The following is a 16,912-nucleotide window of genomic DNA, read 5'->3' as shown; positions in this document are numbered from 1 at the left end:
CGTCGAGAGGTCGTTGCCGAAGGACGCCGTCTCCGAGGTGAAACGGTCACCCGTCAGCTGCATACCGTCACCCGAGTCACCCGCGAAGCGGATGACCACCCGGTCGACACGGCGGATCTCGGTGGCCGTCATCTCAGGCGGTCTTCTCGTCGCGCTCTTCGCGCCGCAGCTCCGGCTCGTGCTTGTAGCCCATGATCAGCACGTCCCGGACCGCCGCCTTCGACGGGTCCACCGGGTGGATCGGGCGGACCGCGTGCAGGATCCGGCCGTCCGACCAGAACATCGTGTCCATCTGCTCGGTCAGGCAGAACTCGGCGACGAGGTCCCGCTCCAGGCTGTAGACCTGGGACTCCCCGCCATCGGCGTTGAAGCGGCCCATCAGGTGGATCGCGCCGAAGTCGACCTCGTCGCGGTGCGGGCCCTCGGGGGTGGGCTCGCCCGTCTCGTCCGGGGTGCTGATGATGCGGAACTGGTGGCACTGGACGTCCCAGGGGTCGTCCAGCCAGGACTCCTCGGGCACCGGGAAGTTCTCGAAGTTGGCGCGCAGGAGCCGGGTCAGGAGCGGGTTGTCGAGGGTGGTCCGGCTGAGGGGGGCCACGTCGCGGTCGATGCCGCCGGCGTAGTCGTTGGCGTTCATCGACTGGAAGTAGGGGCGGTGCGGGCGCAGCCGGACCTCTCCGGTGCGCGGTACGAAGAAGAAGCGGTCGTAGGCGCGCTCGCGGAAACGGGATCCGCCCTTCAGGTACCGGTCCGTCTCCAGGTTCTCCCATTCGGCGGCCAATTCCTTCACGTGCTGCCGCAATTCGGCATCGATGACGATCTGGTCGGCCGGCAGCAACGAATATCCGTTGGTCCGCAGTTCTTCCCGTGCCTCGGTCTGCATGATTGGCTCCTCCACGCCGGATCTCATACTGCGCCACCGAGGTTCCCACAGCGTTGCTGACGCTGAACTGACAGGGCTCGCACGTCAGATGGACGTCAGCCGGTCGTCACACGGCCTGTGCTTCACTCGGCCGGTATGACAGAAGTATTAACGGCCTCGCCCCGGACGGAACGCCGGACGGTCCTTGAGGAAATCGTCGTCGCGGAATTCAAGAAGGCACTGCTCATGCCCGAGGACGAGGAGCTGCCCCTGGAGGACAGCTTCTTCGAGCTCGGGATGACGTCCCTGCTGCTCACCATGGTCAAGCAGCGTCTGGAGGAGCGGCTGGGCCGGGGCATCAGCAGCACGGCCCTGTTCAACCAGCCCACCGTCGAGCGGCTGACCGACTATCTGGCCTCGGACGTGCTGGCCGACATCTTCGACGCGAACTGAGAGAGGGACTGCGGCCATGCCGGGACATCCGGAATTACAGGAAAGGCTCGAAGCCGCGGAGGAGACCGTCCGCCGGCAGGAGGAGGAACTCGAGCGGCTCCTTTCGGAAAAGCACGAGCCGATCGCCGTGGTCGGGATCGGAATGCGGCTCCCCGGGGGGAATCGTTCCCTCCCCGAGCTCGACGCGTTCCTCCGGGAGGGGCGTTCCGGAATTGGGCCGCTGCCGCGCGACCGCTGGGTCCCGGAGGTGGCCGACGGCGACGTCACGGCCGTCGCGGGCGGTTTCCTCGACCGTATCGACGAGTTCGACGCGCAGTTCTTCAACATTCCGCCCAAGGACGCGCCCTTTATCGACCCCGCGCAGCGGCTGCTCATGGAGACCGTGTGGGAGGCCCTGGAGGACTCCGGCATCGATCCGGCCGGCCTGCGGCACGGCGACGGCGGAGTCTACGTGGGGGCCTCTCCGCTGGACTTCGCCCTGGAGCTGGAAGGGCTCTCCGACGAGCAGCTCGACGGGAGCCTGACGACCGGGCTCGGCGCGTACTCCCTGTCGGGGCGGCTCTCGTACTTCCTGGGCTGGCGCGGCCCGAGCCTGACGACGGACACCGCGTGCGCGGCGTCGCTGACCGCCCTGCACCTGGCGGTGGAGGGGCTGCGGCGGCGCGAGTGCGGGATCGCGCTGTGCGCCGGGGTGAACACCCTGCACAACCCGCGTTCGTACGTGATCCTCTCGCACGCCCAGATGCTCGCCCCGGACGGGCACTGCAAGACCTTCGACGAGAGCGCGGACGGGTACGCGCGCGCCGAGGGCTGCGGGGCCCTGGTCCTCAAGAGGCTGTCGGACGCGCTGGCGGACGGGGACCGGGTGCTGGCCCTCGTCCGCGGGACGGCCATCGGCCAGGACGGTGAGAGCGCGGGGCTGAGCGCGCCCAACGGCACGGCGCAGGAGGCCGTGATGCGGGCGGCGCTGGCGAACGCGCGGCTGGAGCCGGGCGACATCCAGTACGTGGAGGCGCACGGGACGGGGACCCCGCTGGGCGACCCGATCGAGATGGGCTCGGTCAACGGGGTGTTCGGTGCCTCGCACGACCGGGAGGACCCCCTGGTCATCGGCTCGCTGAAGGCCAACATCGGGCACATGGAGCCGGCGGCCGGGCTCGGCGCGGTGATCAAGGTGATCACGCAGATGCGCGCGGGCGCCTTCTTCCCGCACGTGTGGCGCAACCTCTCCGGGCGGATCCCGTGGGACACGTACCCGATCACCGTGGCCACGGAGGAGCGGCCCTGGAAGGCCCCGGTGCGCCGGGCCACGGTCAACGGCTTCGGGGTCGCCGGGGCCATCGCGGTGGCGGTGCTGGAGGAGCCGCCCGCCTCCGCACGGGGTGCGGAGGCTGCCGCGTCCGGGGAGGCCCGGGAGGAGGGCGGGCAGGTCTTCACGCTCTCCGCCAAGTCGCGCCCGGCGCTGCGGCTCCAGGCCGAGCGGTACGCCCGTTTCCTCGCCGAGCACCCGGACACCTCCCTCGCCGACCTGTGCCGCACCCGCGCCACCGGCCGCTCGCACTTCCGGTACCGGGCGGCGGCCGCCGTCGCGGGCACGGCGGAGCTGGCCGGGCACCTGGAGCGGTGGAGCGCGCCGGCGCGGGGGGACGGGAAGCCGGACGCGTTCCGCAAGACGGCCTTCCTGTTCACCGGGTCCGGTTCGCAGTACGTCGGGATGGGCCGGGCCCTGTACGGCCGGTTCCCCGTCTTCACCCGGTGCGTCGACGAATGCGACGCGCTCTTCGCCCCGCTGCTGGGGCGTTCCGTGGCCGCGGTGATGTTCGGCGAGGTGCCGGACGCCGAGGAGACCCTGGCCCGTACGTCCTTCACGCACGCGGCGCTGTTCACCCTGGAGTACGCCCTCGCCCGGCTGTGGCTGTCGTGGGGGGTGCGGCCGAGCGTGCTGATCGGGCACAGCGTCGGCGAGATCGTCGCCGCCACGGTGGCCGGGCTGTTCACCCTCGCCGACGGGGTCACCTTCCTCGCCGCCCGCTCCCGGCTGATCGAGTCGGTGTCGGAGCCGGGCGGGATGGCCGCGGTGTCGGCGCCGGCCGACGAGGTGCGGGCGCGGCTGAAGGAGTGGCCCGAGCTCGCGGTCGCCGCCGTCAACGCCCCGGAGCAGGTGGTGATCTCGGGCGGGGCGGCGGCCCTCGCGGAGGCGGTGGAGGCGCTGCGCGAGCCGGGCTGGACGGTGACCGAGCTGCACGTGACGGCAGCGTTCCACTCGCCGCTGATGGCCGGGGTGTCGGAGCCGCTGGCCGAGGTGCTGCGCGGGATCTCCTTCCGGGAGCCGCAGTTGCCGATCGTGTCGAACCTGACGGGCCGGATCGCGAACCCCCGGGATCTGGCGACGCCCGAGTACTGGGTGCGGCACGTCAACGAGACGGTGGAGTTCGCGGCCGGGGTGCGCACCATCGCGGAGCGCGGCCGGCACGTGTTCCTGGAGGTCGGCCCGTCCTCGGCGCTGACCTCGCTGGCCCGGCGGGCCCTCCCGCAGGAGCAGCACCGCTGGCTGAGCAGTCTGCGTTCGAAGGACACCACGGGCGCGGCCCTGGACGCCGCGCTGGCGGGCGCGTACGCGGCCGGGCTGAACATCGCCTGGGGCGAGGTGTACGCGGGCCGGCCGGGCCGGCGGATCCCGCTGCCCGGCTACGCCTTCGACCGGCGCGAGTACCGGCTCCCGGCCCGGCCCGCCGGGCGGGGCGGGGCGGGCGGCGACGGGCATCCGCTGCTCGGCCGGGAGACCGGACCGGGCGGCGGGCGGCGGGAGTTCACCGCGCGGATCAGCGCCCGGCAGCCGGCGTACCTGGCCGACCACACCATCGGCGGCCAGGTCTTCCTGCCCGCGGCCGCCTACCTGGAGCTGCTGCTGGCGGTGCAGGACGAGATCCACGGCGACACCGGCCGGGCGGTGGAGGACGTGCGCTTCCACGAGGCGCTGTTCCTGTCGGACCGGCCGGCGCTGCTGCTGACCCGGGTCCGTCCCGGGCCGGACGGGCGGCTCGCGGTGGAGGTATCCAGCCGGGCCGGCGACGAGCCCGAGGGCGCCGAGCGGCTGCACGCGACGGCCTTCGTCGCGGCCGAGCCGGACTACGCGGGCAGCGGGCTGGCCGGCCCGGGCCGCACCCTGCTCGCCCTGACCGGGGCCCTCGACGGCGACGGGCCCTCACGGGTGATGGACGGCGAGGAGGTCAAGGCCGCCTACGCGGAGGCCGGGCTGGAGTACGGGCCGCAGTTCCTGCGGGCCCGCTCGGTGACGGCGTACGGCCCGGACTTCGCGGTGACCGAGCTGTCGGGCGGGGACGTCTCCCGGACCGAGCAGCTGCCGCCGCCGCTGCTGGACGGGGCCACGCACGGCCTGGCGGCGCTCGCCGACGACGGCCGCCGGTACGTGGCCACCAGCGTGGACCGGCTGCGCGCCTTCAAGAAGCCGCGCGGTGAGGTGCTGCGCTCCTCGGCCCGCGTGACGCGCGCCGAGGGTCCCGAGGCCCCGGGCCCGGCGTTCACCCTGGACGTGCTGCTGCTGGAGGACGACGGCCGGCCGGTGATGGAGCTGTCCGGGATGGGCTTCACCCGGCTGCCGGACCGCCCGGTGGAGGCGGCGGCCGCGGAGCGGACCGCCCGGGCGGCCGCTTCGGCCGCGCCGGTGGACGTGGAGGCGCTGGCGTCGGCCGCGCCCGAGGAACGGCAGACGGCGCTGGTCGCGCTGGTCCGCGCGACGGTCGCGGCGCTGCTGGCGATCGACGACCCGGAGTACATCGACACCCGGGCGAGCTTCCTGGAGCTCGGCGTGGACTCGCTGACGGCGATCGTGCTGAAGAACCAGCTCCAGACGCGGCTGCGGATCCCGCTGCTGTCGTCGGCGGTCTTCGACCACCCGTCGGTGGAGGAGCTCGCGGAGCTGCTGTCCGTACGGCTGGCCGCCGGGCCGGCGGCGGCCGCGGCCTGACCCCCCGACCGGGGCCACGGCGGACGCCTCGGCCGCCGTGGCCCCCTCAACCCTGCGAGCAACGACACAGAGCAACGACACAAGGGAACCCCATGGACAACCGTATGGAGGACCGCACCCTCGCCGCCCGCGCGGCGCTGCACGCCCGGACCCGGCCCGACCAGCCCGCGGTGGTCTGCGAGGACCGCGCGCTCACCTACGGGGAGCTGCACCGGGAGAGCAACCGCACCGCGCACGCGCTGCTGGCCGCGGGGCTCGCGGCCGGATCGCGGGTGGGCTATCTGGGCCGGGAGTCGGAGCGCTACTACGACCTGGCGCTGGGCTGCGCGAAGAGCGGCGCGGTGCTGGTGCCGGTGAACTCCCGGCTCACGGTCGGCGAGGTCGAGCACGTGCTGCGCGATTCGCAGGCCGAACTGCTCTTCGTGGAGCGGGAGTTCCGGCCGCTGGTGGACAAGCTGCGGCCGGTGCTGCCCGGGCTGCGCGAGGTCGTGGAGATGGACTCGGACCGCCATGTGGCGGGCGGGTTCCTCGACTGGAAGGCGGGCCTGCCGGACACCGAGCCGCCCACGGCGGGGCCGGCCGGCTTCGACGACCCGGTCGCGCAGCTGTACACGAGCGGGACGACCGGCCTGCCGAAGGGGGTGGTGCTGGCGCAGCGGACCTTCTTCACCTTCATCGCCGACACCCGGGCGGCCGGGGTGGACTGGATCGACTGGCGGCCCGAGGACCGGGGGCTGAGCTGCTTCCCGGGCCTGCACACGGCCGGCTTCGGCTGGTTCATGCACTCCTTCAACGCCGGCGCCACCACGGTGGTGATGCGGCAGTTCGTCGCCGACGAGGCGACCCGGCTGATCGAGCGGCACCGGATCACCACCCTGTGGGCGGCGCCCGCGATGCTGCGGATGATGCTGGCCGAGCGGGGGACGACCCGCGAGACCTTCCGCTCCCTGCGCAAGGTGGTCTACAGCGGCTCCCCCATCGACCGGGAGCTGCTCCTGACCTGCATCGACGTCCTGGGCTGCGAGCTGGCGCAGGGCTACTCCTCGGCGGAGGCGGGCAGTTTCCTGACCGTCCTGGCGCCGGAGGACCACACCGCGGACAGCCGGGTGCTCGGCTCGGCGGGCCGGGCCGTCCCGGGCGTCGCCCTGCGGATCCTGGACGGGGAGGGGCGGCCGCTGCCGGCGGGCGAGGTCGGGCGGGTGGTGGTGCACAGCCCGGCGCGTTTCCTCGGGTACTGGCGGCTGCCGGAGGCGACCGCGCAGGCGCTGTCCGGGGAGTCCGGCGAGTGGCTGGCGATGGGCGACATGGGCCATGTGGACGAGGACGGCTACCTGTTCCTCGCCGACCGGGTCAACGACACGATCATCGTCGCGGGTCAGAACATCTATCCCACGGAGGTCGAGCATGCCCTGCGGGCCCATCCGGCGGTCGCGGAGGTCTCCGTGTACGGGGTCCCGCACCCCGATTGGGGTGAGGCCGTACGGGCCGCGGTGGTGCTGCGCCCGGAGGCCGGGGCGACGGCCCCGCGGGAGTTCCTGCGGTTCCTGAACGGCCGGATCGCCGGGTTCAAGATCCCCACCGGGTACGACCTGGTCGCCGAGCTGCCGCGCAATCCCACCGGGAAGGTGCTGCGCCGGGTGCTGCGGGAGCGGTTCGAGGCGGGCTCGGACCCGGCCCGGGCCGCCTAGGGCCGCCGTGGACACCGTACTGCGGCATCGAGGGGACGGGGGGCCCGTGCGCGCGGGCCCGCTGCCCGAGGTCCAGGGCGCCGCGCGGTGGCTGCACCCGGCCGACGCCGATCCGGAGGCGGAGGTACGGCTGTTCCTGCTGCACCACAGCGGGGGCGGCGCCTCCATGTACCGGGACTGGCCCGGCCAGTTGCCCGGGTCGGTGGCCTGCCAGGCCGTGCAGCTGCCGGGCCGGCAGGAGCGGCGGCGCGAGGCCCCGTACACCCGGCTGGGCGCGCTGGCGGAGGCGCTCGCGCGGGTGGTCTCGGACGAGCTGGACGAGCGCCCGTACGCGGTGTTCGGGCACTCGATGGGGGCGCTGCTCGGCTACCGGCTGACGGTGGAGCTGGAGCGGCGGGGCCTGCCGGCGCCGTCGCTGCTCGCCGTGTCGGGGTGGGCGCCGCTGGGGTTCACGGCGCCGCCGGACCTGGTGGCGTGCCCGCTGGGGGCGCTGCGCGTGCTGGGCGGTCTGCCGCCGGAGGTCGAGGAGGATCCGGAGCTGCTGGCGGCGGCGGTGCGCGCGATGGGCGCGGACGGCGCGGTGTGCGCGGACTTCTCGGACGACGGGGCTGCCGTGGGCTGTCCCGTCGTCGCCTACTCCGGGCGCGGGGATCCGCTCCTCGCGCCCGAGGCCATGCGGTCGTGGGCCGGGCGGACGCCGGAGTTCCTGGGGTGCCGGACCTTCCCCGGGGACCACTTCTACCTGCGGACCCACGCCCGCGCCATCACGGCCGACCTGGCCCAGCTGCTGCCGCGGTACGCGGCGGGGGGCTGAGCGGGCGGCGTCCCAGGAGAACCCGGAGGTACCCCTTCATGCTGCCCCGACCCAACGAACTCCTCGCGCGCTACGTCGCGTTGTGGAACGAGAAGGACGCGGAGCGCCGGCGCGCCATGGTGTACGAGATGTACGCGCCGGACTGCGTCTACGTCTTCTACCGCAAGGACCCGATCCGGGGGCACGCGGCCCTCCTGGACCAGCTGGCCTACACGCACGAGGTGTACGGCCCGATGGGGTACGAGTTCCGGTCCTCGCACAACGCGACCGGCCACCACGACGTGGTCCGGTTCAACTGGGTGATGGTCTCGGCGGCCACGGGCGAGATGGAGATGTCCGGCCAGGACATCCTCGTGCTCGCCGAGGACGGTCGAATTCAGGCCGACTACCAGTTCCACGACCGGATGCCCTCGTCGTTCAGCTACAACGACGGTTACGAGGAGCACGGCGTGGCGGTGCGCCATGCCCGGCCCACGCGTACCGGTGCCCCCGCGTCCTGAACGGGGGCTTCCGCACGGCGGCCCCGCGGCAGTGCGCCGCGGGGCCGTTCGTGCGGGGGGCCGCCGGTCAGACCGTGGCGGCCGTCAGGGCGTTCGGGCAGTACTGGCGCAGGACGAGCTCGGTGGTGGCCAGGGCCATGCGGGCGGGGCCGGCTTCGCCGAGCACCTCGCCGTTGGCGAGGGTGCCGCCGACGATCAGCATGAGGGTGTCGGCGAGGGCGTCGGGGTCCTCGGCGCCGGCCTGGGCCCCCTTGTCGCGCCACCAGTTGCGCAGGCCCTTGAGGTGCAGCTTCGCCTCCTGGCGGCCCGGGTGGGCGGGGTCGCGGAACTCGCTGGAGGTGTTGTAGTAGATGCAGCCGTGGAAGTCGGGGTCCCTGACGCTGTCCTGGAAGAACGCCATCAGCGCGAGGATCTGGCGGGCCGGGTCGCCGCTGTGGGGGGCGGTGACCTCCTCGGCCCGCTCCCACCACTGCGCGTCGCTCTCGCGCAGCCAGGCCGCGATGAGTTCGTCCTTGCTGGCGAACTCGCGGTAGAGGAGGCTCTTGCCGACTCCGGTCGCGTCGATCACCTGCTGCATGCCGACGGCCCGGACCCCCTGCTCACCGAAGAGTTTGGCCGAGGCTTCCAGGATCCGCCGCCTCGTACCTGGTGCCGGTGTGCGCGCCATGTCTCAACTCCTTCGCCTCTCCCCCGCGGTTCCCAGCATACGTTTGACACAGGGGTTTGTGAGCGCTAGAAATGGACCGATCAGTCCTGGACTGATTGGTCCATAATTTTTGGCCATCCGCAGAACAGCCGGCCAGCCCGCTCACCGCTTCCGACGACACTCCGATCGGAGTCTGACCATGACCGAGGCATCCCCGACCTCCCCTCCCATCGCACGGGTCGTACCTCCCGTCCCCGCGGTCAAAAGCCTGCCGCTGCTGCTCCTGGTCGTGTGCGCGGTGCAGTTCCTCGACGCGATGGACATCGCGAGCATGGGACCCGCCCTCCCCCTGGTCCAGGCGGACCTGGGCATGACCACCTCCGCCCTCCAGTGGGTCGTCTCGGCGTACGCGCTGGGCTTTGGCGGCTTCCTGCTCCTGGGCGGCCGGCTGGCCGACCTCTACAACCGCAAGAAGCTGCTGATCGGCTGGCTGGCCGTGTTCGTCGTCGCCAGCCTGCTCGGCGGCATCGCCGACGACGGCGTGGTCCTGGTCGTCGCCCGACTGCTCAAGGGCGTCAGCGCCGGCATCACCGCGCCCGCCGCCATGGCGATCCTGCTCGACGCCTTCCGTGACGAGCAGTCACGCAACCGCGCCCTGGGCACCTTCCTGGCCGTGGCCTCCGCCGGTTACGCGCTCGGCCTGATCCTCGGCGGCCTGATGGCCGGCGTCTCCTGGCGGCTCGTCCTCTTCGCACCGGCCGTGGCCGGCCTCCTGGTCGCGCTGCTCGCCGCCTCGGTGGTCCCCTCGCAGCAGGAGAAGGGCAAGAGCGGCAGCCTCGACGTCCTCGGCGCCGTCACGGTGACGGCCGGCGCGGTGGCCCTCGTGTACGGACTCAGCCGGGCCGCCAGCGACGGCTGGAGCGACGCGCAGACGATCGGCTCGCTGATCGCCGCCGCCGTCCTCTTCCCGCTGTTCGCCCTGATCGAGAGCCGCCACCCGGCGCCGCTGGTCCCGCTCGCCGTCTTCCGCAAGGGCCAGCTGACCCGCTCGCTGGTCGCCATGCTCTTCTTCGGCGCCTACGTCTCCTTCCAGTTCGTCCTGACCCTCTACTACCAGGAGCAGCTGCACTGGACCCCGCTGGAGGCCGGCCTCGCCTTCCTCCTCGGCGGCGTGCTGACCGCGGGCACCGCCCGTTACGGCGCCGCGCTGGTCACCAAGTACGGCGCCTGGCCGGTCGCGACCGGCGGCCTGATCATGCTGAGCATCGGCTACCTGGGCTGGGTCCTGCTGATGGGCCAGGTCGACCCGCTGATCACCCTGTTCGCCCAGCAGCTGCTCGGCGGCCTCGGCTTCGCCGCGGTGTACCCGGCGCTGAACATCGCCGCCGTCGGCACCGCCTCGCCGGACGAGCAGGGCCTGGTCTCGGGCCTGTTCAACGCCGGCGCGCAGATCGGCAACGGTGTGGTCATCGCCCTCACCGCGACCGTCTTCTCGCTCAGCACCGGCGGGCTCGCCCCGTACCGGGCCGGCCTGTGGACCGTCACCGCCATCACCCTGGCCGTGACCCTCGTGGCCCTGGCGGGCGCCGCCCGCTACCGCCAGAAGGCCTCCGCCTGACGGGAGGGGGCGCCGCCGCGGCGGCGCCCCCCTCCTCCCCCTGATCGGCCGTGCAGCACGTCAGGCGCCTCCACTGGATCCCCCGCATCCGGCGCCCGGCGTGTTGCACGGCCTTCGTCATGCCCGGCGCCGGAGGCACCGCGGGGGCCGCGCAGGGGCTCCCGGGGCTTCATTGACACGCTCCCGCCCGACCAAGTACGGTCGGGACCGATCGGTCCATTAAAGTTCCAGAGCATGTCGAGCGTGAATGCGGAACTGAATCGATCGCCCGACGCCAGTGCACACGACACCGTTCTCTTTCCATCTCGCGGGGAGATGTTTGTGTTGCTGTTCTCAGTCCTAGGCTCCATGGAAATCGTCAAACAGCGGGTCGCCGTACGGCTCGGCGGCGCCATGCAGCAGACGCTTCTGGCGGCCCTGCTCGCGGCCGGCGGATCCCTCGTCACGGTCGATTCCCTCATCCTCGAACTCTGGGGGACCACACCCCCCAACAAGGTCGAGAACGCCCTCCAGGCGCAGATCAGCCGCGTCCGCAGGACCCTCGCGGCGGTCGAGCCGGAGCGCGAGGGCTCGCGGGTGGTGACGAGCACCTCCGGCTATACGTTCCTGTTCGACCGGTGGGAACTCGACGCCTATCTGTTCCTCGACACCGTGGACGCCGTCCACGCGCGCACGGGAACGGACGGCCTGCCCGAACTCCGCCAGAACATCGCCGATCTCCGCGCGGGGCTCTCGCGCTGGCGCGGCCCGGTATTCGGCGGACTGACCGGCGGACCGATCTGCCGCACCGCGTCCACGAGATATCAGGAGGCGAGAAATTCGGCCCTCATACTGCTCTACGACCTCGAACTGCGCGCCGGCGGCCACGAGCGGATCCTCCCGGAACTGACCGAGCTCTACTCGCGCCATCCGAACCACGAGCAGTTCTGCATGCTGCTGATGCGGGCGCTGTACCGCTGCGGCCGCCAGCTCGACGCGCTGACGGTCTACCGCCAGTGCCGGCACAACATGATCGAGTCCCAGGGCATCGAGCCCTCCCCCGTCCTGAGCCAGTACGAGCGGGCGATCCTCACCCACGACCCGATGCTGCTCCAGGACGAGCCGTACTGGCCGGTTCCGGCGCTCGTCGCGAGCTAGGGACGGGCCCGGACATGGACGGGCGTCTCCTGCTCGTCGCGCACGGCAGCCGTGACCCCCGGCACGCGGCGACGGTGCGCGCACTCACCCGGCGGATCCGGTCGACGAGGCCCGGACTGCGGGTGGGCACGGCCTACCTCGACTTCGACTCACCTTCCGTACGGGGGGAGTTGACCCGGATGGCGCACGCCGGGGTGGAGCGGCTGGTGGTCCAGCCCCTGCTCCTGAGCCGCGCCTTCCACGCGAAGCACGACCTGCCCGGCGTACTGCGCCGGGCCCCCGCCCCGCTCGCCGTCCGGCAGGCCGGCGTACTGGGCCCGCACCCCCTGCTGACGGCCGCGCTGGAGCGCCGGCTGTACGAGGCCGGCCTCGGGCCGCACGAGCGCGCGACGACCGGTGTCGTGCTCGCGGCCGCCGGCACCACCGACCCCGACGCGGCCGCCGTGCTCGCGGGGATCGCCCGCTCCTGGCGGGGCACCGGCTGGCCCGCCGTACGGCCCGCCTTCGCCTCCGCCGGCCTCTTCCCCGCCACGGGGGACGCCGTACGGGCGCTGCGCGCCGAGGGCGTACGACGGGTGGCGGTGGCCCCCTACGTCCTGGCGCCGGGCCGGCTCCCCGACCGGATCGCCGCGGGCGCCGCCGCGGCCGGGGCGGACGTCCTGGGCGGGGTGCTCGGCGCCGCGCCGGAGCTCGCCCGGCTCGTCCTGCTCCGCTACGACGAGGCCGTGGCGGAGGCCCGGGCCCTCGCGGTCTGACCGCGCGCCCGGGCCGCCGGGGTGTCACCCGCGCAGGCCGCGGCCGCGCAGCATGCGGCGTTCCACCGGGGCGAAGACCAGCAGTTCGACGGCGATGCCGACCAGCAGGATCAGGGCGATGGCCAGGAAGATCCGGGCCATGTCGGAGGTCTCGCGCCCCGACTCCAGCAACTGGCCCAGGCCCAGGCCCAGGTCGGGGGAGCTGGCGATGATCTCGGCGGCCATCAGGGAGCGCCAGGAGAAGGCCCAGCCCTGCTTGAGGCCGGCCAGGTAGCCGGGGAACGCGGCCGGCATGACGACGTGGCGGGCGCCGCGCAGTCCGGTGGCGCCGAGGGAGCGGCCGGCCCGCATCAGGAGCGGCGGCACCTGGTCGATGCCGGAGACGAGGCCGCCGGCGATGGAGGGGGTGGCGCCGAGCAGGATGACGGCGTACATCATCGAGTTGTCCAGGCCCAGCCAGAGCACCGCCGGGGGCACCCAGGCGACCGAGGGCAGGGACTGCAGGCCGGAGAGGACCGGGCCGACGGCGGCCCGTACCGGCCGGACGCGGGCGACGAGCAGGCCGAGCGGGGTACCGATGGCCAGGGCCAGCAGGAACCCGGACAGGCCGCGCCAGACGCTGGTCCACACGACGTCGAACAGGGTGCCCTTGAACCACAGGTCGGCGAGGCTGTCCCAGACGGCGGCGGGCGGCGGGAGCACGTAGTCGTCGGCGACGTGCGCCCAGGCGAGGGCCTGCCAGAGCGTCAGCACGAGGGCGACGGCCAGCGCCGGGGGCAGGGCCTTGCCCAGCAGGAGGCGGCGCAGCGGGGTCCGGGAGCCGTGGTGGGTGTCGAGCGCGTCCAGCCCGGCCAGCTCGTTGGCGGCGGCCCGGGGCCTGAGGTCAGTGCCGGCCATGGCGGCGGATCTCCCCTCGCAGGTGTTCGGTGATCTCCAGGGACAGTTCCGCGACCTCGGCGTCCTCGATGCGGCGGGGCTGCGGGATGTCCACAGTCCATTCCTTCGCGATCCGGCCGGGGCGGGAGGAGAGGAGGACGACGCGCTGGGCGAGGCGGACGGCCTCGCGGACGTTGTGGGTGACGAAGAGGACCGACAGGCCCGTCTCTTCCCAGATGCGGGTGAGTTCGCCGTGCAGGACGTCGCGGGTGATGGCGTCCAGGGCCGCGAACGGCTCGTCCATCAGCAGCAGGCGGCTGTCCTGGGCGAGGGCTCGGGCCAGGGCGACGCGCTGGCGCATACCGCCGGAGAGCTCGTGGACGCGCTTGCCATACGCGCCGCCGAGACGGACCAGCTCCAGCAGCCGTTCGGCCTCCGGCTTGCGGTCGGCCTTGGCGACCCCGCGCAGCCGCAGGGCCAGTTCGATGTTCTTGCCGGCCGTCAGCCAGGGGAACAGGGCGTGTTCCTGGAACATCAGGGCCGGGCGGCCCTCGGTGGCGACGGACCCGGAGGTGGGGGTGTCGAGGCCGGCGATCAGGTTGAGGAGGGTGGACTTGCCGCAGCCCGAGGCGCCGAGGAGGGTGACGAACTCGCCGGGTGCGACGTCCAGGCTGATGTCGTCGAGGATCTGCTGCGGTCCGGCGGGGCCGGGGAAGGACTTCGAGACGTGCTCGGTGCGGACGGCCGGCGTGAGCGCCGTGGTGTTCTCCGCGTTGATGAGTGCGGTCGCCACCGCGGCTCACCTCCCTTGGTCGTCGGCGCCGGTACCGGCGGGGGTGACGGTGGGCTTGTTCAGGGAACCCAGGACCCTGTTGAGCGGCCCGAGGTCGTAGATGCCGGTCAGATCGGGCTTCTCCAGCAGCCCGGCCACGACGGCGTGCTCGGACTGGGTCCGGAGGGTGGCCGGAAGGGGGTCGTCGGTGACGAGGATCGACGGCCAGGCCCGGTCGATGACCTCGGGCTCCAGTTCCCTGCCGGTGAGGTCCGCGAGGGCGGCGTTGGCTGAGGCCTTGGCCTGCTCCGGGTGGGCGTTGATCCACTCGTTGGTCTTCACGGTGCCGCGCAGGACGGCCTCGACCACGTCCGGGTGCTCCTTGAGGAACTTCTGCGAGACGACCACGTTCGTGATGACGAACTTCTTGTCGGGCCACAGGTCGGTCTCGTCGAGGAGGACCGCGGCGCCGTCCGCGACCAGCTTGGAGGCGGTGGGCTCGGGCACCCAGGCGCCGTCGACCGAGCCGGAGCGGTAGGCGTCGGGGGTGATGGTGTTGTTGGTGCGGACGACGGAGACGTCGCCCCGGCCGCTGGCGGCGTCCACCTTCCAGCCGCGGGCCGCGATCCAGTCGAGGAATGCCACGTCCTGGGTGTTGCCGAGCTGCGGGGTGGCGATCCTCCGGCCCTTGAGGTCGTCGAGGGTCTTGATCTTCTCCGGGTTCACGACGAGCTTGACGCCGCCGGAGGCGGAGCCGGAGACGATCCGCAGGTTGCGGCCCCCGGACTTCACGTAGCCGTTGACGGCGGGCGAGGGGCCGATGAAGCCGATGTCGACGGAGCCCGCGTTGAGGGCCTCGATCTCGGCGGGGCCGGCGTTGAAGGTGGTGGTCTTCAGGGCGGTGCCGGCCAGTTCCCGCCGGATCAGGCCCTCCCGTACGCCGACCAGGGCGGTGGCGTGGGTGAGGTTGGGGAAGTAGCCGAGGGTCACGGAGCCCGCCGAGAGCTTCGCGCCGGCCGCGCCGGCCGGGGCCTGGGCGGCGGCGGGGACCTGGTCGGCCCGGGATCCGTAACCGCAGGAGGTGAGGGCGGTGGCGCAGGTCAGGAGGAGGCCGAGGGCGGCGGCGAGGCGGCTGCGGCGGCGGCGCGGACGGGGCGGTGGGGACATCGTCAGACGGTCCGTTCGTTCTCGGTGAAGGCCTCGCCGGCCATGCCCGCGGTCAGGGTGGTGCCGTCGGCCGGGTCGATGAGCAGGAAGGATCCGGTGTGGCGGGAGGCCGCGTAGGGGTCGAGGGCGAGGGGTTCGCCGGTGCGGACGACGACGCGGCCGATGTCGTTGGCGACCAGCCGGCCGGGGTCGGGGTGCTGGGAGAGGTCGTCGAGGGCCAGCCGGGAGGGGATCTCCCGGACGATGGCCTTGACGCTGCGGGTGGTGTGTTTGAGCAGCACGCGCTGGCCGACGGCCAGGGGCCGGTCGGCGACGTGGCAGACGGTGGCGGTGACGTCCTGGGTGGTGGCGGGGGCGGCGCCGGCGGGGGCGATGAGGTCGCCGCGGGAGACGTCGACGTCGTCCCGGAGGCGGAGGGTGACGGACTGGGGGGCCCAGGCGGTGTCGACGCTCTCGCCGAGCGCGTCGATGCCCTCGATGACGCTGGTGCGGCCGGAGGGGAAGACGGTGACGGCCTCGCCGACGCGCAGGACGCCGGAGGCGATCTGGCCCGCGTAACCGCGGTAGTCGCGGTGCTCGGGGGTCTGCGGACGGATCACGTACTGGACGGGGAAGCGGGCGGGGCCGCCGGTGAGGCCGCCGCTGACGGGGACGGTCTCCAGGTGCTCCAGGACGGTGGGGCCGCCGTACCAGTCCATGTGGGCGGAGGGTTCGACCACGTTGTCCCCGGCCAGGGCCGAGATGGGGATGGCGGTGACCTCGTGCACGCCGAGTCCGGAGGCGTAGGCGGTGAACTCCTCGGCGATCTCGGCGAAGACGTTCTCGTCGTATCCGGCGAGGTCCATCTTGTTGACGGCGAGGACGACGTGGGGGACGCGCAGGAGGGCGGCGACGGCGGCGTGGCGGCGGGTCTGTTCGATGACGCCGTTGCGGGCGTCGACGAGGACCACGGCGAGGTCGGCGGTGGAGGCGCCGGTGACCATGTTCCGCGTGTACTGCACGTGCCCGGGGGTGTCGGCGAGGATGAACCGGCGGCGGGCGGTGGCGAAGTAGCGGTAGGCCACGTCGATGGTGATGCCCTGCTCCCGCTCGGCACGCAGACCGTCGGTCAGCAGCGCCAGGTCCGGGGCCTGCCGGCCGCGGTCCTGGGAGACCCGCTCCACGGCCTCCAGCTGGTCGGCCAGGACCGACTTGGAGTCGTGGAGGAGGCGGCCCACCAGGGTGGACTTGCCGTCGTCCACGGAGCCGGCGGTGGCGAAGCGCAGCAGTGTCGTCGTGTCGTCCATCTCTAGAAGTACCCTTCGCGCTTGCGGTCTTCCATCGCGGCCTCGGACAGCTTGTCGTCGGCGCGGGTCGCGCCCCGCTCGGTGAGGCGGGAGGCGGCGATCTCGGTGATGACGGCGTCCAGGGTGGTGGCGTCGGAGTCGACGGCGCCGGTGCAGGACATGTCGCCGACGGTGCGGTAGCGGATGGTCCGGCGCTCGACGGGCTCGTCCTCGCGGGGGCCGCCCCATTCGCCGGCGGTCAGCCACATGCCGCCCCGCTGGAAGACGTCCCGTTCGTGGGCGAAGTAGATCTCGGGGAGTTCGATGCCCTCGCGGGCGATGTACTGCCAGACGTCGAGCTCGGTCCAGTT

At 72.9% G+C, this 16,912-nt stretch carries 15 protein-coding genes; 8 read left to right on the top strand and 7 right to left on the bottom strand.

Annotation, left to right across the window (positions count from 1 at the left end):
- Nucleotides 1–133: 133 nt before the first annotated feature.
- Nucleotides 134–883, bottom strand: coding sequence for a 2OG-Fe dioxygenase family protein (locus AB0F18_RS33530; RefSeq protein WP_362067531.1), 750 nt, complete (start codon nt 881–883; stop codon nt 134–136).
- Nucleotides 884–1,018: 135 nt separating this feature from the next.
- On the opposite strand from AB0F18_RS33530, the gene AB0F18_RS33525 reads away from it, so the two are divergent.
- The 5 genes from AB0F18_RS33525 to AB0F18_RS33505 all read left to right on the top strand — a co-directional run bounded on the left by AB0F18_RS33525 (nt 1,019) and on the right by AB0F18_RS33505 (nt 8,305).
- Nucleotides 1,019–1,315 carry an acyl carrier protein gene (locus AB0F18_RS33525; RefSeq protein WP_362067529.1) on the top strand — a complete coding sequence of 99 codons (297 nt, stop codon included), beginning with the start codon at nt 1,019–1,021 and terminating at the stop codon, nt 1,313–1,315.
- 16 nt (nt 1,316–1,331) lie between these two features.
- Nucleotides 1,332–5,303, top strand: coding sequence for a beta-ketoacyl synthase N-terminal-like domain-containing protein (locus AB0F18_RS33520; RefSeq protein ID WP_362067527.1), 3,972 nt, complete (start codon nt 1,332–1,334; stop codon nt 5,301–5,303).
- 92 nt (nt 5,304–5,395) lie between these two features.
- Nucleotides 5,396–6,991 (top strand): long-chain-fatty-acid--CoA ligase, encoded by a 1,596-nt coding sequence (locus AB0F18_RS33515; RefSeq protein ID WP_362067525.1) that lies wholly within the window; start codon nt 5,396–5,398, stop codon nt 6,989–6,991.
- A 46-nt stretch (nt 6,992–7,037) separates the two neighbouring features.
- Nucleotides 7,038–7,805, top strand: coding sequence for an alpha/beta fold hydrolase (locus AB0F18_RS33510; RefSeq protein ID WP_362067524.1), 768 nt, complete (start codon nt 7,038–7,040; stop codon nt 7,803–7,805).
- 38 nt (nt 7,806–7,843) lie between these two features.
- Nucleotides 7,844–8,305 carry a nuclear transport factor 2 family protein gene (locus AB0F18_RS33505; protein ID WP_362067522.1) on the top strand — a complete coding sequence of 154 codons (462 nt, stop codon included), beginning with the start codon at nt 7,844–7,846 and terminating at the stop codon, nt 8,303–8,305.
- A gap of 67 nt (nt 8,306–8,372) precedes the next feature.
- Here the strand turns inward: AB0F18_RS33505 and AB0F18_RS33500 are convergent, their stop codons facing one another.
- The gene (locus tag AB0F18_RS33500) at nt 8,373–8,972 is read right to left on the bottom strand and encodes a TetR/AcrR family transcriptional regulator (protein WP_362067520.1); all 600 of its coding nucleotides are present in this window, start codon (nt 8,970–8,972) and stop codon (nt 8,373–8,375) included.
- 178 nt (nt 8,973–9,150) lie between these two features.
- Between AB0F18_RS33500 and AB0F18_RS33495 the strand changes: the two genes are divergently transcribed.
- The 3 genes from AB0F18_RS33495 (at nt 9,151) to AB0F18_RS33485 (ending at nt 12,461) form a co-directional block, all read left to right on the top strand.
- Nucleotides 9,151–10,569, top strand: coding sequence for an MFS transporter (locus AB0F18_RS33495; protein ID WP_362067518.1), 1,419 nt, complete (start codon nt 9,151–9,153; stop codon nt 10,567–10,569).
- 348 nt (nt 10,570–10,917) lie between these two features.
- Nucleotides 10,918–11,706, top strand: a complete 789-nt coding sequence (locus AB0F18_RS33490) for an AfsR/SARP family transcriptional regulator (protein ID WP_362067516.1) — start codon at nt 10,918–10,920, stop codon at nt 11,704–11,706.
- Between the two features lie 14 nt (nt 11,707–11,720).
- The gene (locus tag AB0F18_RS33485) at nt 11,721–12,461 is read left to right on the top strand and encodes a sirohydrochlorin chelatase (RefSeq protein ID WP_362067514.1); all 741 of its coding nucleotides are present in this window, start codon (nt 11,721–11,723) and stop codon (nt 12,459–12,461) included.
- A 24-nt stretch (nt 12,462–12,485) separates the two neighbouring features.
- Here the strand turns inward: AB0F18_RS33485 and AB0F18_RS33480 are convergent, their stop codons facing one another.
- The 5 genes from AB0F18_RS33480 to AB0F18_RS33460 form a co-directional block, all read right to left on the bottom strand.
- Nucleotides 12,486–13,358 (bottom strand): ABC transporter permease, encoded by an 873-nt coding sequence (locus tag AB0F18_RS33480; RefSeq protein ID WP_362067512.1) that lies wholly within the window; start codon nt 13,356–13,358, stop codon nt 12,486–12,488.
- Nucleotides 13,345–14,130: an ABC transporter ATP-binding protein gene (locus tag AB0F18_RS33475; protein ID WP_362067510.1), complete on the bottom strand. Its 786-nt coding sequence runs from the start codon at nt 14,128–14,130 to the stop codon at nt 13,345–13,347. The genes AB0F18_RS33480 and AB0F18_RS33475 overlap by 14 nt, the downstream gene beginning before the upstream one ends.
- Before the next feature lie 6 nt (nt 14,131–14,136).
- Nucleotides 14,137–15,276, bottom strand: a complete 1,140-nt coding sequence (locus AB0F18_RS33470) for an aliphatic sulfonate ABC transporter substrate-binding protein (protein ID WP_362067508.1) — start codon at nt 15,274–15,276, stop codon at nt 14,137–14,139.
- 2 nt (nt 15,277–15,278) lie between these two features.
- Nucleotides 15,279–16,562, bottom strand: a complete 1,284-nt coding sequence (locus AB0F18_RS33465) for a GTP-binding protein (protein ID WP_362067506.1) — start codon at nt 16,560–16,562, stop codon at nt 15,279–15,281.
- Between the two features lie 2 nt (nt 16,563–16,564).
- Nucleotides 16,565–16,912 (bottom strand): phosphoadenosine phosphosulfate reductase family protein (locus tag AB0F18_RS33460; protein ID WP_362067504.1); only part of this gene is annotated, 348 nt, incomplete at its 5' end.

This window comes from Streptomyces sp. NPDC029216, assembly GCF_040648015.1.
In the GTDB taxonomy this organism is placed as follows: domain Bacteria; phylum Actinomycetota; class Actinomycetes; order Streptomycetales; family Streptomycetaceae; genus Streptomyces.
The sequence above is the reverse complement of the archived record's forward strand: the minus strand, read 5'-3'. Positions and strand labels throughout refer to the sequence as shown.

Bases quoted from the DNA above. Each gene is read 5' to 3' on its own strand.
- AB0F18_RS33530 (WP_362067531.1), bottom strand. From the start codon at position 883: ATGCAGACCGAGGCACGGGAAGAACTGCGGACCAACGGATATTCGTTG.
- AB0F18_RS33485 (WP_362067514.1), top strand. From the start codon at position 11,721: ATGGACGGGCGTCTCCTGCTCGTCGCGCACGGCAGCCGTGACCCCCGG.
- AB0F18_RS33520 (WP_362067527.1), top strand. From the start codon at position 1,332: ATGCCGGGACATCCGGAATTACAGGAAAGGCTCGAAGCCGCGGAGGAG.
- AB0F18_RS33500 (WP_362067520.1), bottom strand. From the start codon at position 8,972: ATGGCGCGCACACCGGCACCAGGTACGAGGCGGCGGATCCTGGAAGCC.
- AB0F18_RS33495 (WP_362067518.1), top strand. From the start codon at position 9,151: ATGACCGAGGCATCCCCGACCTCCCCTCCCATCGCACGGGTCGTACCT.
- AB0F18_RS33515 (WP_362067525.1), top strand. From the start codon at position 5,396: ATGGACAACCGTATGGAGGACCGCACCCTCGCCGCCCGCGCGGCGCTG.
- AB0F18_RS33505 (WP_362067522.1), top strand. From the start codon at position 7,844: ATGCTGCCCCGACCCAACGAACTCCTCGCGCGCTACGTCGCGTTGTGG.
- AB0F18_RS33470 (WP_362067508.1), bottom strand. From the start codon at position 15,276: ATGTCCCCACCGCCCCGTCCGCGCCGCCGCCGCAGCCGCCTCGCCGCC.
- AB0F18_RS33525 (WP_362067529.1), top strand. From the start codon at position 1,019: ATGACAGAAGTATTAACGGCCTCGCCCCGGACGGAACGCCGGACGGTC.
- AB0F18_RS33480 (WP_362067512.1), bottom strand. From the start codon at position 13,358: ATGGCCGGCACTGACCTCAGGCCCCGGGCCGCCGCCAACGAGCTGGCC.
- AB0F18_RS33490 (WP_362067516.1), top strand. From the start codon at position 10,918: ATGGAAATCGTCAAACAGCGGGTCGCCGTACGGCTCGGCGGCGCCATG.
- AB0F18_RS33465 (WP_362067506.1), bottom strand. From the start codon at position 16,562: ATGGACGACACGACGACACTGCTGCGCTTCGCCACCGCCGGCTCCGTG.